The 15,910-nt window shown below is 66.8% G+C and carries 12 protein-coding genes; 4 read left to right on the top strand and 8 right to left on the bottom strand.

The genetic code is table 11. The annotated features are described in order from the left end of the window. Positions 1–5: 5 nt before the first annotated feature. From ABIA70_RS19795 to ABIA70_RS19775, 5 genes are read right to left on the bottom strand one after another with little or no spacing between them, the layout of a single operon-like run. The gene (locus tag ABIA70_RS19795; RefSeq protein WP_354149292.1) at positions 6–1,121 is read right to left on the bottom strand and encodes an LLM class flavin-dependent oxidoreductase; all 1,116 of its coding nucleotides are present in this window, start codon (positions 1,119–1,121) and stop codon (positions 6–8) included. Continuing rightward, on the bottom strand, positions 1,118–1,948 hold the full coding sequence (locus tag ABIA70_RS19790) for a DUF1684 domain-containing protein (RefSeq protein ID WP_354149291.1): 831 nt from the start codon (positions 1,946–1,948) through the stop codon (positions 1,118–1,120). The genes ABIA70_RS19795 and ABIA70_RS19790 overlap by 4 nt, the downstream gene beginning before the upstream one ends. A gap of 44 nt (positions 1,949–1,992) precedes the next feature. Next, entirely contained in the window at positions 1,993–3,057 is a 1,065-nt protein-coding gene (locus tag ABIA70_RS19785) for a transporter substrate-binding domain-containing protein (RefSeq protein ID WP_354149290.1), read from the bottom strand. 11 nt (positions 3,058–3,068) lie between these two features. Then, positions 3,069–3,899, bottom strand: a complete 831-nt coding sequence (locus ABIA70_RS19780; RefSeq protein WP_354149289.1) for an amino acid ABC transporter ATP-binding protein — start codon at positions 3,897–3,899, stop codon at positions 3,069–3,071. Further along, complete coding sequence (locus tag ABIA70_RS19775; protein WP_354149288.1) at positions 3,896–4,900, bottom strand: amino acid ABC transporter permease; 1,005 nt, start codon at positions 4,898–4,900, stop codon at positions 3,896–3,898. The genes ABIA70_RS19780 and ABIA70_RS19775 overlap by 4 nt, the downstream gene beginning before the upstream one ends. A 303-nt stretch (positions 4,901–5,203) precedes the next feature. Here ABIA70_RS19775 and ABIA70_RS19770 point away from each other — a divergent pair, with 303 nt between their 5' ends. The 4 genes from ABIA70_RS19770 (at position 5,204) to ABIA70_RS19755 (ending at position 10,627) form a co-directional block, all read left to right on the top strand. Next, positions 5,204–7,180, top strand: coding sequence for an FAD/NAD(P)-binding protein (locus ABIA70_RS19770; protein WP_354149287.1), 1,977 nt, complete (start codon positions 5,204–5,206; stop codon positions 7,178–7,180). A gap of 120 nt (positions 7,181–7,300) precedes the next feature. Beyond that, entirely contained in the window at positions 7,301–7,771 is a 471-nt protein-coding gene (locus tag ABIA70_RS19765; RefSeq protein WP_354149477.1) for a GNAT family N-acetyltransferase, read from the top strand. A 5-nt stretch (positions 7,772–7,776) separates the two neighbouring features. Further along, complete coding sequence (locus ABIA70_RS19760) at positions 7,777–9,504, top strand: helicase HerA-like domain-containing protein (protein WP_354149286.1); 1,728 nt, start codon at positions 7,777–7,779, stop codon at positions 9,502–9,504. Positions 9,505–9,634: 130 nt separating this feature from the next. After that, on the top strand, positions 9,635–10,627 hold the full coding sequence (locus ABIA70_RS19755) for a hypothetical protein (RefSeq protein ID WP_354149476.1): 993 nt from the start codon (positions 9,635–9,637) through the stop codon (positions 10,625–10,627). Positions 10,628–10,720: 93 nt separating this feature from the next. Here ABIA70_RS19755 and ABIA70_RS19750 read toward each other — a convergent pair whose 3' ends face one another. From ABIA70_RS19750 to ABIA70_RS19740, 3 genes are all read right to left on the bottom strand, one after another. Then, positions 10,721–12,751 carry an NHL domain-containing thioredoxin family protein gene (locus ABIA70_RS19750; protein WP_354149285.1) on the bottom strand — a complete coding sequence of 677 codons (2,031 nt, stop codon included), beginning with the start codon at positions 12,749–12,751 and terminating at the stop codon, positions 10,721–10,723. Next, entirely contained in the window at positions 12,748–14,901 is a 2,154-nt protein-coding gene (locus ABIA70_RS19745) for a bifunctional copper resistance protein CopD/cytochrome c oxidase assembly protein (RefSeq protein ID WP_354149284.1), read from the bottom strand. The genes ABIA70_RS19750 and ABIA70_RS19745 overlap by 4 nt, the downstream gene beginning before the upstream one ends. A 124-nt stretch (positions 14,902–15,025) precedes the next feature. Then, positions 15,026–15,313 carry an HU family DNA-binding protein gene (locus ABIA70_RS19740; protein WP_056341443.1) on the bottom strand — a complete coding sequence of 96 codons (288 nt, stop codon included), beginning with the start codon at positions 15,311–15,313 and terminating at the stop codon, positions 15,026–15,028. Positions 15,314–15,910: the final 597 nt, after the last annotated feature.

Here is a 15,910-nt window from a genome sequence, read left to right as displayed (position 1 = left end):
TCCCCTTAGTTTCCGACGGCTGCGGCCGCGGGTGAGTCTGCATAGCGGCTGGCCGGGCGGGCCAGGCCCAGCAGGTCGCGGAAGGTACTGTCCTGCACCGGTGGCTGAAGTGCGCCCCGGCGCCGAAGCTCCGGCAGGACCAGCCGGGAAAGTTCGTCCAGGTCCAGGGCGAGCGACGCCGGGTGGAGACGGACGCCGTCGGCCTCGCTCAGAAGCTCCGCGAGGAGATCCGTGAGGCCGGCGGCGCTGCCGGCGTACCGCGCCCGGCCGCCGTCGGCGCCGTCTGCCAAGCCGCCTGCTAAGCCCCCGACCCGCTCATCCGCGGCCTGCCCGCGGGAGTCCAGGACGACGTCGAGCTCGGCGATGACCGCCACTGAAGCACCCAGCCGTTCCCGGACATCACGCACCTCGGCGGCGAGCAGCTCCGGCGTCGGCGCGGTGACCAGTACGGCGTCAACGGCGTCGGCCGGAACCTGCCCGCTACCCACCAGCGACGCGGCCGCGATCACCGGCAGCTGCCCCTGCAGCGGCCTCGGAATGATGGACGGACCCTTCACGGAATACGCCGGCCCGGCAAAGCCTGAAGGCGTTTCGAAGTCCGCGTAGTGCAGTTTGTCCGCATCGAGGTAGCGGCCGGTAGGAACATCGCGGATCACGGCGTCGTCCTCCCACGAGTCCCACAGCCTGCGGGACACCTCGATGGACGCCGCGGCTTCCTGCGCCAGTGCGGTGCCACTTACGGACGAACGTCCGACGGCGGCGGCAGCCTCGGGGGATTCCGCTGCGGTGACGATCCACCCGGCCCGGCCGCCGGAGACATAGTCAAGGCTCGCGAGCTGGGTGGAGACGTGGAACGGCTCGGTGTAGACGGTGTCCACTTCGGGGACCAGGGCGATGGTGCGGGTGACCGGTCCGGCGTAAGCCGCGCGCTGCAGCGCGTTGACCCGGCCCGGAACGGGCGCATCCGTGAACGTGGCCGCGTGGAATCCTGCCGACTCGGCCGCAAGGAGGGCTTCCGCGAGGCCGGCGAAGTCCCCGCCGTCCCACCCTGCGCCATCGACCTCGATTGCCAGGAATCCGGCACGCGCCGCTTGGCTGGTGTTCTCTTCTGTTGTGCTCACTGCTGGTCCTGACGTTCGTAGGGAATCTTTTCGCCGGCCTCGATGGCCACGGAGAGCCGGTTTTCCGCGGGCGGCAGCGGGCACGTGGCCAGGTCGGTGTAGGCGCAGGGCAGGTTCACAGCGCGGTTGAAGTCCAGCAGCACGGTGCCGTCAGGAGCGGGCGTGCCCACAGCCAGGGACCGGTTGGCGGCATAAGTGGTCTTGCCGGACGTGGCGTCGGTGAACAGGACGGACAGCGTTCCCGGGGCATGGCCGTTGAAGGCGGTGAGCGTGAGGTCCTCTCCGGCAAGGCTGAACCGGATCTCGCCTGGCGCCTCGTAGACGTGCTGGATGCCTTCGACGGCGGCGCCCACCGTGGTGGGACGCCGTTCGGAGAACGGCACGAACGTACCGGCCAGCGCAAAGCCGGCGTCCGGTGCGTAGGCGGCCGTCCCGGTGTATTCCGTCAGCAGGGCATTCTTCGGGTGCCGGGGCCGGACGATGTATTCGCCGCCGCGCTTGGCCACCTCGATCACCCGCTCACCGGAAACCAGGTTGATGCCTCCGCGTTCGGCAATGGGCCCAAACGTAAGCGTCGCGCCTGCGGCACCGTTCAGCTCTTCGCCGTCCCGTTCCAGGGTCTCGCCGGGCTCCAGAACCACGCGGACGGCGTCGTTCTCCACAGTCCAGGTGCCCGGGGCACCTTCCAGACGGGCCTCCGAGCTGCCCAGCCAGTGCAGGTGCGTCACGGCCAGGAAGCCGTGCGGATCGGCGCGGTGCCGCTCGTGGGCGGCGTGCCACTCCTGCCAGGCTGCGGCGAAGGGTGCGGTTTCAGTGTGCGCAGGCATGAGTGCTCCTTGTGGTGTTGAGGTTGTTTCCGGGACCTGGAACTTCACTTTGCCCCCGCCGAGGGGGTCGCCAAGGGGGTCGCCGTGGGCTGGGTGGCCGCAGCCTGTGCGGCTGCGAACGATTCCCCGGTGACAGTCTTGGATTCCGGCAGCGCCTCCTCGGAGAGTCCCCAGCGTTCCAGGACTTCGGCGTAGGAACCGTCCCTGATGGCGGAGTTCAGGGCCTCGGTGAGCACCGGAGCGAGGCCGTTGCCGCGGAGCGTGGTGGCTGCCACGAGTGTCTCGGAAGGCCAGCCCGCGTTCACCTTGCCGACCACTTTCAGGTCATCGCGGGTGTTCTCGCGGTACACGGTGGACGGGTAAGGGCCGATGTTCAGGTCGGTCCGGCCGGAGGAGAGCGCAAGGATGGTGTCGGCGTCGGTGGAGTAGTACTGCAGGACGGCAGGAGCCTTGCCCTTGCCCTCGAGTTCCTTGTTCCAGGCGAGCAGGATCTTCTCCTGGTTGGTCCCTGAACCCACGGACACCTTCAGCCCGGAGATGTCGTCCGCGCCCCTGATGTCGTAGCTGGCGGATTTCTTGGCCTCGAAGCCCATGTATGCGGCCCGGTAGGTGGCGAAATCGAAGAGCTTCACGCGGTCCTTATTGACGCCGACGTTGGAGAACACTGCTTCGAAATCGCCGGACTGGGTCTTCAGCGGCCAGTTCTCCCAGGACGTGATCTGGATGTCCAGTTCCAGCCCCAGCTTGTCCGCCACGAGCTGGGCGAGGTCCAGCTCCACACCGATCGGCGTCTTGTCATCGGTGGCGTGGAAGGACAGCGGAATGGACCCTGCGGTGGTGGCGACGGTCAGCTTGCCGTCCTTGCCGATCAGCTCCGGAACCTTGGCGGCGAGCGCCGCGTCCTTCTCGGCCCGGATCCGCTGCTGGTCCGGAGCGGTGTTATAGACCACGCCGTTGCGTGCCGCCGTCGTGACCGCACTGCCGGACGCGGAAGCTCCCGGGTCCGCGCAGGCGGACAGTGCTGCCGTTCCAAGAAGTACGACGGCGGGCAGCGCGGCCAGCGAGCGCACGCGGCCTGCGCTGGGGTGGAAGCTTGTGAAAGATGCCATGGCGAGTTCCTTTAGATGTTGAAAGCCGGTTCGAGCACTTTGGAGAAGAAGCTCCGGGTGCGTGGTTCCTGGGGGTTGGTGAAGATCTCCTGGGGGCTGCCCTGCTCCACGATCTGGCCCTGGTCCATGAACACCACGGTGTCCGCCACGTCGCGGGCGAACCCCATTTCATGGGTGACGATGATCAGCGTGGTGCCGGACTTTGCCAGTTCGCGGATGACGTCCAGCACCTCGTTGACCAGTTCCGGGTCAAGGGCGGAGGTGGGCTCGTCGAACAGCAGTATCTTGGGGTCCAGGGCCAGTGCGCGGGCAATCGCCACGCGCTGCTGCTGGCCGCCCGAGAGCTGGCGGGGGTAGGCGCCGGCCCGGTCCTTCAGGCCCACCCGGTCCAGGAGTTCAAGTCCGCGGCGGCGCGCTTTCTCCTTGGAACGCCCCTGCGCGACGACGGGCGCCTCGGTGACATTCTCCAGCGCGGTCAGGTGCGGGAACAGGTTGAAGTTCTGGAAGACCATGCCTATTTCGGTCCGCTGTTTCAGGATCTCCTTCTCGCGCAGCTCGTGCAGGCGCCGGCCCCGGACTTGGTAGCCCACCAGCGTCCCGTCGATGGCGATGTGGCCGCCGTCGACCTTTTCGAGATGGTTGATGGTGCGCAGCAGCGTGGATTTCCCCGAGCCGGAGGGGCCCACGATCACGGCCACTCCCCCGGGCTCAACGGTCAGGGAGATGCCTTTGAGGACTTCGGCGGTTCCGAACGATTTCCGGACCTTTGTGATTTCCACCAGGCCACGGGTGGATTCCGGGGCTGCGGTAACTTCCGGGAGGCTCTGGGTGGCGGTGCTCATCGGGGGCTCCTTGCGCGGTTGGGTGCCACGGCGTGGGTGGCGAAGAATTTCCTGGCCTTCTGCAGCGGCGTCAGGGGAAGGCTGCGCACCGCGCCCTTGGAGTAGTGCCGCTCGATGTAGTACTGGAAGACGCTCAGCACCGAGGTGATCACCACGTACCAGAGCGTGGCCACCAAGAGCAGCGGGAGTACCTGCTGGGTGCGGTTGTAGATGACCTGGACGGTGTAGAACAGCTCGGAATAGGCCAGGACGTAGACGATCGAGGTGCCCTTGACCAGGCCTATGATCTCGTTAAAGGCCGTGGGCAGGATGGCGCGCATGGCCTGCGGCAGGACGATCCGGGTGGACCGCCGCCAGGCCGGGATGCCCAGCGCGGCTGCCGCCTCGAGCTGGCCCTGGTCAACGGAAAGGATGCCGCCGCGGATGATTTCGGCTGAATAGGCCGCCTGGTTCAACGTCAGGCCGAGCAGAGCTGCGGCAAACTGGCTGATCAGCGTGGTGGTCTGGACCTCGAAGAAACGGACGTCCGTGAACGGGATGCCAAGGCTGATCTTCTCGTACAGGTAACCGAGGTTGTACCAAAGGAGCATCTGGACCAGCAGCGGGGTGGAGCGGAAGATCCAGGAGAACGTCCAGGACACCGAGACCAGCAGCGGCGAGGCGGACAGCCTCATCAGCGCCAGGATGAAGCCCAGGACAAACCCCAGCAGCCCGGATATGGCGGTCAGCTTCAGGGTTTCCAGGAGGCCGTTGACCACGGACTGCGCGGTGAACCACTGAGCTACGACGCCCCACTCCCACCGCGGGTTGGTGGCGAGGGACCAAGCGATGCCGAAGACGCCCAGGGCCACCACCGCCGTCCCCACCCAGCGCCACGGGTGCTTGGCGCCCACCAGCGGGAAGCCGGAGTAGTCGGTGGCCGGCTGCCGGGGTCCGGTGGTTGGCCCTGCTGCTTTTGCTTGCTCTGCCGGCTGGGCCACTTTGGTTACTGCTGAACTCATGCGCCACCTCGCTTCTTCACTGGCTGTTTGTACGTCGCGGCATGTATCCGCATCCTGGTCGCCGGAGCCTGTTGGTCCGGGTGCTGGCTGCAAATCTAGGGCGGCGTGGAAAGAGGCAGCAAGGCGGCGGGTTGCATTACTTCACCGGGCTTCGCACGGGGTCATGAGTCGGTTTTTGACGTTCCGTAACGCCCGGCGACGCGGAGTTAACGGGCATTACCGGCCCCTCGACCGCCGTCGGACAGGCTGCCTAGCATGGGCACTCAACCCAAGGCCAGCACACCGTCCCGATCAGGAGTACCCATGCCAGCGAGCGCCCCATCCGTCGTCTTTGTCGGCGGCGGACCGCGCACCGCCGGGGTACTCGAGCGGATGGCCGCCAACCGCGCCAGGCTGTTCGCGGGTCCCCTGGACATCCACGTGGTGGAACCGTACGAAGCGGGCTCCGGGCGGATCTGGCGCTACGACCAGCACCCCGGGCTGATGCTCAACTCAGCGGCCGCGGACGTCACCATGTTCACTGACTCCTCCGTGGAATGCGACGGTCCGGCCATGGACGGTCCCGGACTGGCCGGGTGGGCCGCCGGGGTCCTGGACGGCACCATCACTGACGTGCCTGACTTTCCGCTGTCCCTCCGCCACCAGCTGCACTCACTCACCGGGGCAACGTTTCCCACCCGCCAGCTGAACAGCCAGTATCTGGAGTGGTTCTTCCGCCGGGCAGCTGCGGCCATTGGTGGCTCGCTGACGGTCCACCGCACCACTGCTGTGGCAATCGAGCCCGCCGGCAGTCCCTCCACTGCCAACACAGCGTCCGACGACGGCACCCACCTCGTGAGGCTGGCGAACGGCGGGACCCTGCGGGCCGACGTCGTGGTCACCGCGATCGGCCACACCGACTCGCGGCCCGACGCCGCGTCGGAGAAGTGGGCAGACTTCGCTGCCCGGCACGGCGGCTACCACGCGCCACCCAGCTACACCACCGACGTCGACTATTCAGCCCTTGCCCCGGGCCAGGACGTGATCGTCGCCGGGATGGGGCTGGCGTTTGTGGACCTGCTGGTGCTGCTGATGGAAGGGCGCGGCGGCCGGTTCGAGGAAACGCACGACGGCGGCCTGCGGTACCGCGCGTCCGGACGGGAGCCCAGGCTCTGGGCCGGTTCGCGTCGCGGGGTGCCCTACCACTCCAAGATTTCCGGGTCCCTTCGCGGTGAGGCGCCCGGCCCACTGCGGTTCTTCACCGCCGGTGCCCTGGACGCGCTGCTGGAACGCCACGCCGAGCTGGATTTCAAGGACCACTTGTGGCCGCTCATCGCCAAGGAAGCCGGTTACGGTTACTACCGCGAGCTGTTCACCGGCAGTCCGGAACGGGTGGGTGCGGGCTGGACCGAGTTTGCCGCACGTTTCGAGGAACTCGACTGGTACAGCAGCGCCCGTGAGGAGCTGGTCGCGGAGACCGTGCCCGACCCCGCCCTGCGCCTTAACCTGGAGCAACTTGACCGCCCTTTCACCGGGCGGCAGTTCGCCGGCACCACCGACGTCCAGGCAGGGGTAGCTGGCTACATCGAGCGTGACCTCGCGCTCCGCGACGGTCCGGACCATCCCGAAACCATGGCACTGTTCGTGGCTTTGCTGAAGGTGTACATGGACCTGGGCCGGCTGGTCCCGGCGGATCGCCTTAATGCCCGCTCGCAACAGGCAGTCCATGGCTGGTGGCACGGCTTCTTCAGTTTTATCGACTCCGGACCGCCGCCCCGACGGCTACGTGAAATGCTGGCCTTGCACCGGGCCGGGCTGCTGAGCTTCCTGGGCCCCGGGCTCGCCGTCACTGTGGATGAGGCCACCGGAGAGTTTGTGGCAGGCTCACCGCAGACCGGCTTCAGTGTCCGGGCGACGGCCTTCATCGAGGCGCGCCTGCCGGCCACGTCGGTGACCCGCTCGCTGAATCCGCTGCTTGCATCCCTGCACCTGTCCGGGCTGGCGAGTGAACAGCAGCTGCTCACAGCGGACGGCATCCACTCCACCGGAAAGCTGCTCGTCTCGGACCGGCACGAGCTCCGGGATCATAAGGGGCGGGCAGCGGGCAGGCTTTTCGCTGTTGGTCCGGGAACGTCCGGTTGGGGAGCGGGGGCCTTTGCCCGGCCCGGCACCAACGCCGCACCTTTCCGCGAAAACGACGCCCTGGCCCGGGCCGTGCTGACCGTCGCGGCTGGCCTGTCTCCCGCTCCATCGGCCGGGCAGGACCCGCTGGCCGAACCAGCCGCCGTCGGAAGGACCTGAAGCATGGACTTGGAGACCAGCGTTGCCCCCGCCCCGGGCACCCCGGAGGCGGCTCAGGTGACCGCGCCGCGGGAACCGGCCGCACTCGATGCTGCGGCGCTGACCGTGCTGAATCTGCCCATGCACGATCCGCGGGTACGGCCGCTCCTGGACGGACTCGCCGTGGAATACGACTCCCGCTACGGCGATCTGTTTGGCCGCGGCGCCGCCGCGGACGAGCTGAACCGGTACCCGGCGTCGGAGTTTGAGGGGCCTGGCGGGGCGCTGCTGGTGATCCAGGAGAACGGGATCTCCGTGGCCGGTGGCGCATTCCGGTTCTACGACCCGGCAACGGCGGAATTCAAGCGGATCTGGACGCACTCCGCGCACCGCCGTCGGGGGCTGGCCCGGCTGGTGCTGGCCGAACTCGAAGCCCTGGCCGCCCGCCGGGGCTACACCCGCGTCTACCTGACCACCGGTCCCCGGCAGCCTGAAGCCAAATACCTGTACCTCACGTCCGGCTATGAGCCGCAGTTCGACCTCCACGAGGATCCGGAAGTCGTAAAGTCGCTCGCCTTCACCAAGGATCTCCCGGCACCCCCGATAAGCTAAACCGCATGGCCAACAAAACCACTGCAGAGAAACTCGCCACCATCCAGAAGGGCTACACCCTGGAAGGAGCCACCATCGAACTGGGTGCCGCCATTGTGGACGGCGAACTTCACAAGGAAGCCCAGGTCCGGCTGCCGCTTGCCATGATGAACCGGCACGGCCTGGTGGCCGGCGCTACCGGAACCGGCAAGACCGTCACGCTGCACATGATGGCTGAGCAGCTGTCCACAGCCGGCGTTCCTGTGTTCCTGGCGGACATCAAGGGCGACCTGTCAGGCCTGGCCACGGCGGCAACCGGCAGCGAGAAACTCAAAGCACGCACGGACGGCATCGGCCAGGCGTGGGCCGGCAAGACCTTCCCGGTGGAGTTTCTTGCCCTTGGCGGGGACGGGAACGGCATCCCGGTCCGGGCCACCATCACCTCCTTCGGCCCCATCCTGCTTTCCCGGGTCATGGAGCTCAACGACACCCAGGAATCCAGCCTCCAGCTGATCTTCCACTTCGCGGACAAGAAGAACCTTGAACTCGTTGACCTCAAGGACCTCCGCGCGGTCATCCAGTTCCTCACCTCCGATGAAGGCAAGGATGAACTGGAGGAGCTGGGTGGCCTGTCCAAAGCCACAGCCGGCGTCATCCTGCGCGAACTGATCAACCTTGAGGCGCAGGGGCTGGAAAAGTTCTTCGGCGAGCCTGAGTTTGATACCGCTGAGCTGCTGCGGACGGCCCCGGACGGCCGCGGCGTGGTCACATGCCTGGAGCTGCCCACGCTCCAGACCAAGCCGATGCTGTTCTCCACCTTCCTCATGTGGCTGCTGGCTGACCTCTTCGAGGACCTGCCCGAGGCCGGCGATCTGGACAAACCAAAGCTCGTGTTCTTCCTGGACGAAGCCCACCTGCTGTTCAACGACGCTTCCAAGGCTTTCCTGGACGCCATCACCACCACGGTCCGGCTGATCCGTTCCAAAGGCGTGGGGATCTTCTTTGTTACGCAGACTCCCAAGGATGTTCCAGCGGACGTCCTGGGCCAGCTGGCAAACCGCATCCAGCACGCCCTCCGCGCATTTACCCCGGAGGATGCCAAGGCCCTGAAAGCCACGGTGTCCACGTTCCCGGTCAGCGATTACGACCTTGAGGAGACCCTCACCTCGGCCGGGATCGGCGAGGCAGTCATCACCGTCATGAACGAAAGGGGCGCCCCGACGCCGGTCGCGCTGACCCGGCTCCGCGCCCCGGAATCCGTCATGGGCCCGAGCACCGACGAGCTCGTCAAAAGCACTGTGGCAGGATCGGCGCTGCTGGCCAAGTACGGCACCGCGGTGGACAACGTCTCTGCCTACGAGAAGCTCACGGGCAAGGGCGCGGCATCCACCGGCGAAGCCGCACCCGGCGAGCCCCCGGTCCCGGGAACCGCAGGACACGCCCGCGGTGGGCAGGCCGACGTCGATGCCGAGGCCCGCAGGATCGAAGAGGAGATCCTGGGCCGGCCCAGCAGCCGTCCGGCCCCCGCACCGGAGCGCGGTGCCGGCCCTGATGCGGCTCCGGCACGTGCCCCCCGACGGCGCGCACCCGAACCGGCAGCCCCAACAGGCGGCGGAATGGTGGGCGATCTGGCAGGAGCCCTGGGCGGGGCCTTGGGCGGCGGCCTCAAGAGCATGGTCCGGTCCATGGGCACCCAGCTTGGCCGGGAACTGCTCCGCGGCGTGTTCGGCACCTCGTCCCGGCGCCGCCGGTAGGCAAAACCGCACGATGCCCCGGGGCCTGGATGCCCGCCGTCGGCTATCAGGAAGCCGCCGATCCCCGCCCAGCGGGACGGCGGCTACTCCTGTGTTCACCGGGCTTGCAGGTAACGTAAGGGAAATGCAGATGAGTCAGGCGTTGGTGAGGATAGCGGCCGGGTGGCTGCTTGGCCTCATGCTTGCTGTGGCTGGCGCCATCCTTGGCATCAACGTAGTGAACAACACCGTGGCAAGTCCGCAGCAGCCGGTCCGGGAATATCTGGACGCACTGCACGACGGTGACGGCGGCAGGGCGCTGGGCCTTCTGCGGGCCACCGTGCCGCCAAGCAACGCAGCCATGCTGGACGGAACCGCACTGCAGACGGCCGCCTCCCGGTTGGCCAATGTGACTATCGGCAACCCGGAGGGACGGGCGGAGAACCAGGTGATGGTGCCGGTCCAGTACACCATCGACGGCAGCCGGCTGCGCACCGAGTTCCTGTTGGAAAAGACCGGCACCGAATGGCTGTTCTTCAGCACGTGGGCGTTCGTGCCGTCGCAGCTGCCCACGGTGAGCGCGACTGTTGTCAACGCCAGCGAAGCCACCCTCAACGGCGTGCCGGTGAATATGCCCGGCGGCCGGAATACGTTCGCCGTCTTTTACCCCGGCGAATACGAGGCATCACTGAACGGCCAGTACTTCGCGGCCCCCGCCACCCGGGCAACTGTTACCTCCCGCGACGTCCCGGCGTCTCCGTTGAACCTGCTGACAGTGGCAACGGACCAGCTGCGGAAGGACGTCGGCGCGAAGGTCAATGAGTTCCTGGACGCCTGCGCCGCCGAAGCGGTCAAACAGCAAAAGTTGCAGCCGGACTGCCCCTTCTACTTCGCCAGCACCAACAACGTGGACGATGGCACCATCAAGTGGCGTATCACGAAGTACCCGGAGATCTCCATCGAGCCGTTCGACGGCCGATGGGTGGTGGCCCCGCTGGACGGGAAGGCCCACGTCGAAGCGGTCCAGCAGAGCTCCTTCACCGGCGCCTGGTTCCCGCTCGACGAAGAGGTGGACTTCAGCTTCACCACCCGGCTTGACGTCGTCGGCGACACCATCAAGGTCACCCCGCTCCTGACCTACTAGGGCCGTGGGGGCCTGCCCCGGCGCGCAAAAGGCTGCCTCCCGTGACACGGGGTCACGGGAGACAGCCTTCAGCCTAAAGCACGACGCCGGCGTTCAGTCCATTCCGCGCAGGTCCAGCACCAGCTCGGTGTCGCCGTCGTTGGTCATGAGAACGGGGATGCCCCAGTCCTGCTGGTAGAGGTGGCAGGCGGCGTGGTCCGGGATCTCGCCGTCCTCGGTCTCCGGGCCGTCGCAGGCAGCGGCGCGGGCGGTGATGTGCAGGACGCCTTCCGGGATGTCCGAGGCGAGTTCCAGGGTGCGGAGCAGCCCTACTGAAGTGCCTCCGCCGGCCACAAGAAGCTCATGCGGCGTGGAGGAGATCTTCAGCTGGGTGGGATCGCCCCAGCGGTCGTCCAGCTTCTGGCCCGTCGGTGCGGTGAAGCGGACCGTGAGCTCCAGCGGACCCGGGGCAATCGGGCTCTTGGGCCGGTGGGTCTGGGCTGCGCCCTCGTCCACCTGCTGCGCTTCCTTGGGGATGGGCACGTACACCAGCTGGTGCTTGTTGGCCTCCACCACAATCAGCAGCGGCTCGGCGCCGGCCGCCTGGGTGTGGTCCACAATGACGTCCGACGGCTCAGCCAGCCCCCGCGCGAGCGTGGACACCGTCTTGGTGGCGGGGTCATAGCGGCGGACGGCACCGTTGTAGGTGTCGGCAATGGCCACCGAGCCGTCGGGCAGCACGGTGACGCCCAGCGGATGCTGCAGGCGGGCATCGGCGGCAGCGCCGTCACGGAAGCCGAAGTCGAACAGGCCCTTGCCCACGGCGGACTCCACGGTGACCGTGCCGTCGTCGTCGATGACCAGCTTGCGGAGCGCAGAGGTCTCCGAATCGGCCACCCAGATGTTGCCGTCAGCGTCCTCGGCAAGGCCCGAAGGCTGGGCGAACCAGGCCTCGTGGGCCGGGCCGTCCTGCAGGCCTTCCAGTCCATTGCCGGCAACGATGGCCACGGCTCCCGTCAGGGGATCGAAGCTGAAGATCTGGTGGGTACCTGCCATGGCGATGACCACGGCGTTGAGCTTGGTGGACCAGACAACGTCCCACGGCGAGCTGAGGGAAACCTCCAGCGGGTGCTCACTGAGCTTCCCCGTGAACCCGGCGGCGTCCTCGTCCACGCGCGCCGGCCCGGTTTCGAGCAGGCGCTGCACGCCGCTTCCTACGAGCGTGGTGACTGTCCCGTCCGCCAGGGACAGTCCGCGGAGGCGGTGGTTGACGGAGTCGGCGATAACGACGTCGTACCCCGTCTTTGCTGCCAGGTCTTCCGGGAGCAGCACCAGGCCCTGCGGTTCGTTGAACTGTGCGGTGGGCTTGACGGAGTCGACCGCGACGGCTGGGCCATCGGCATGGCCCTTGATGCCCGAGCCGAATGTCGCCAGCACTGTGTGGAAGTCCGTGCCCAGTTCCACGAGGCGGTGGTGGCCGGTATCGGTGACCAGCCACGAGCCGTGCGCGGCCGCGGCGGCAACGGAAGTGCCGCCGTCGGGGGTTCCGTTGGAAGCGCCGTTAGCGGTAGTGCCGCGTCCTGCCGGCAGGAACAAAGCCTTGCCGGGGAAGCGGAGTGTGCCGGAGGTGGCTTCCGGGGCGACGTAGGGGCCGGAGCCGCGGTGCAGCGTGCCCTTGGCCTCGTGCTCAGCGATCAGTTCGGGGATGAGCACGGCCAGGCCGTCTGCGTGGCCTTCGCCGGAGAGGTGGGCCACGATGTAGCCCTCGGGATCGATGACCACCAGGGTGGGCCACGCGCGGGCCGTGTAGGCCTTCCAGGTGTCCAGCTCTGGGTCATCCAGGACGGGGTGGTGGATCTCGTAACGCTCCACTGCGGCCGCCAGCGCCACGGGATCTGCTTCGTGCTCGAACTTGGGCGAGTGGACTCCCACGGTCACCAGGACGTCGGAGAACTTCTCCTCGAGCGGGCGCAGTTCATCCAGGACGTGAAGGCAGTTGATGCAGCAGAAGGTCCAGAAATCGAGTAAAACGATCTTGCCGCGCAGGGCTTCCAGGTCCAGCGATTTGCCGCCGGTGTTGAGCCAGTTGCGGCCCACCAGTTCGGAGGCGCGGACCCGGTGTTGGGTGCGTACGGTATCGCTCATGAGCGTCCTTCCAGCTTTGGATTGCGTTCAGCCAGCTTGGCATCGCGTTCAGCCAATTTGGCAAACATATCGTTGTAAGCGGTCAGATCGGCGTCGTTATTCCTGTCGGCGGCGCGGTCCACCCGCTTGGTCTCGCGCGCATCGGAGCGGGACCACATGATGGCAACGCCGATTGCCACCAGCAGTGTGGGCACCTCGCCGATACCCCAGGCCACTGCGCCGCCCATCTGCTGGTCCAGCAGCGCCGACGGTCCCCAGGCCCTGCCGAGGTTGCCGAAGTAGTCCGCGGCCAGAAGGTTGGTCCCGCCCATGATGGCCACGCCAAAGAATGCATGGAAGCCCATGGTGGCCAGCAGGAGAAGCAGCCGCATGGGGTACGGTGCACGCCGCGGCAGCGGATCGGTGCCGATCATGCTCAGGATAAAGATGTATCCCGTGAGGGCGAAGTGCACGATCATCAGCTCGTGGCCCACGTGTTCCCGCATCGCAAACCCGAAGGCTTCCGAATAGTAGAACAGCACGATGGACCCGGCGAAGTTGGCAGCCGCGAAAATGGGGTGGGTCACCAGCTGGGAGAACTTGGAGTGAACAAACACGAGCAGCCACTCCCGCATGCCACGGGAGCCGTCGGCGCGGGCGGGCAAGGCCCGCAGTGCGAGCGTCACGGGAGCACCGAGGACGAGGAAGATGGGCGCCACCATGGTCAGGGCCATGTGGTCCACCATGTGTGCGGAGAACAGGATCCTGCCGTAGACAGCGGGCGGCCCGGAGGTGATGTACGTCAGCACCATCAGTCCGATCACCCAGTTCACGGTCCGGAACCACTGCCATTTGTCGCCACGGCGCCGGACTTTCGCAACACCAAGGAAGTAGGCCACCAGCCCGAAGAGCGCCACGGCGATCCAGAGCCAGTCCAGGCGCCACTCCGTGAGCCAGCGCCCGGGTGTCAGCTCCGGAGGCAGCTCGTATCCGGTAAGGATGAAAGCCGGCGAGGCGTCAGGGGCAAAGGTGGTGGGCTGGGGCGGTGCCGAACGGCTCAAGGCGACGGCGAGGCCCGAGGTGGCACCCATCACGAGAAGCTCCACAAGCACCAGCTGCCAGAGAACGCGGCGCGATGAGAACGCTGATCCCTTGCGGCCAAGCTGGGGAATGACCCACCGGCGGTGCATGAAGCCGATCCCGCCGAGGAACAGGGTGGCCGCCGCCTTCGCCAGGATCAGCTGGCCGTAAGCCGAACCGAAGAGGTCGCTCCAGTTGGTGACCCGGATGCTGGCGTTGATGATTCCGGACGCGAAGACCAGGATGAACGCGAAACCGGCCAGGGACGAGAAGCGCCGCAGCGTGGGTTCTGTGATGTCCGCGGGGGTCCCCGCCTTCTGGCCCGTAAGGATCCCGGACAGCAGGGCCAGCAGGATGATGCCGCCAACCCAGGTGCTGACGCCTACCAGGTGCAGGCCAAGGGAGTTGATGGCGCCCTCGTGGTCCGAGGAGCTGGAGGAGTGGCCGATCAGTGCGGCCGGAACCAGTCCGGCCAGGGTCAGGATCAGCGTGAGGGCAAGGCCGCCCAGGGACCTGACGCCGAACAGGGCCGTGGTCACCACGGCGGCAATGATGGTGACACTGAGCCATGCCCGGCCGGTCTCGATGTCCGTCATGAAGTACACCAGGGCCCGGGTGAACTCGGCATCTCCGGACAGGCCCTGCCCCGCTACGTCCGAATAGGTGAGGACCAGCACGGCGATGGCGGAAAGCGTCCAGATTGCACCGGCAGCGGCAGCAATGGCCAGTGCCCGGGCGAAGGCCGGGTGCTCCGGAGCCTCGCCATCATGATGCCGCGAACGCGGACCGGACGTCCTGGGCAGGATGCCGACGGCGAAAATCAATCCGCCGACAACTGTTGCCAGGGAAATGTTGTGGATGGCCTTGCACACCGGAAGCCCCCAGCGCACGAGTGCTCCGGGATCCGAGACATCGCGCACTGCGGCGGCACCGGAAAAGAGGAGGGCAGCTGCGAGCCCGATAAAAAGCGCTGCGAGTCCTGCCAGCTGCCACGGCCGGGAAATCCCCAGGGTTCCGGCGCCCGTGGCCGACGCGCTCTTCTGAGGGGCGGGCTGCGGTGCTGCGGGACGGGACTTTGCTGCGGAAGGCACCTATCCATTGTCCGCTACCGGCGCCCCCGCGGCGAATCGGGCTAGGGCCGGCTAGGGCCGGTGATGTTAAAGCAGTGGAGCGGCGACCGCATGGTCACCGCTCCACTTGTAATGCTGAAGAAGACTACTTCTTCTTGGCGACAGCAGCCTTCAGCTTCGAGCCTGCGGTCAGCTTGACGCTGTGGCCGGCTGCGATCTGGATGGTCTCGCCGGTCTGCGGGTTGCGGCCGGTGCGAGCTGCACGGTCGGTGCGCTCAACTGCGAGCCAGCCCGGGATGGTGATCTTCTCGCCGGCGGCGACGGAAGTCTCGAAAACCTCGAACAGTGCATCGAGGACGGAGTTGACGGCTGCCTGGCTGGTGCCGGCCTTGCCTGCTACCTCTGAAACAAGTTCACTACGGTTCTTAGCCATTGATGTCCTCCTGGACGGTCACGATTCTGGAGCCTGAACGCGGCATGCGTGCAAGCCACTGTTCGAAAACTTACCAGCTTGGGCCCGTGAGGTCCGCAAATTCCGCGTGTTTCCGCGACTTTTTGACTTAAATCACGGGTTTTTGGAGGATTCCACGGGGAATTCCGCCCGTAGCGGACGCTCTCTCACCTTCTGCACCTCCCCCACACGCTCTGGCAGCTGATGTGCTGTTCCAGCGCACGCCCTGGCAGTTGCTGCGTCTTTCCAGCGGACGCTCTGGCAGTTGCTGCGGTGTTAGGGCCGACGCTCTGGCAGGTGGGGCCCGTCTGGGCGGGGTGCCGTGTTGGTTTTTGGCGTACGACGGCGGTCGGCGGGGTGGGTGCGGGTGCTGCGGCGGCTGCCGGGTGGGTGCAGTTGCTGCGAGAGGGTTCCCCGGGTTTTTGCGGGTACTGCGGGAGCGTTGGGAAGATTCGTGTGGGTAGTGCAAGAGCGTTTGGTGGGTTGGGTGTTTAAATGGGTCAGGCCCCGGACACTTTCGTGTTCGGGGCCTGGCCTGAATGATGTTCCGGCGGTGACCTACTCTCCCACACCCTCCCG

This window comes from Arthrobacter sp. 754 (assembly GCF_040548695.1).
GTDB lineage: Bacteria > Actinomycetota > Actinomycetes > Actinomycetales > Micrococcaceae > Arthrobacter.
Note: the sequence above shows the minus strand (reverse complement) of the source record. Positions and strands in the feature narration are given on the sequence as shown.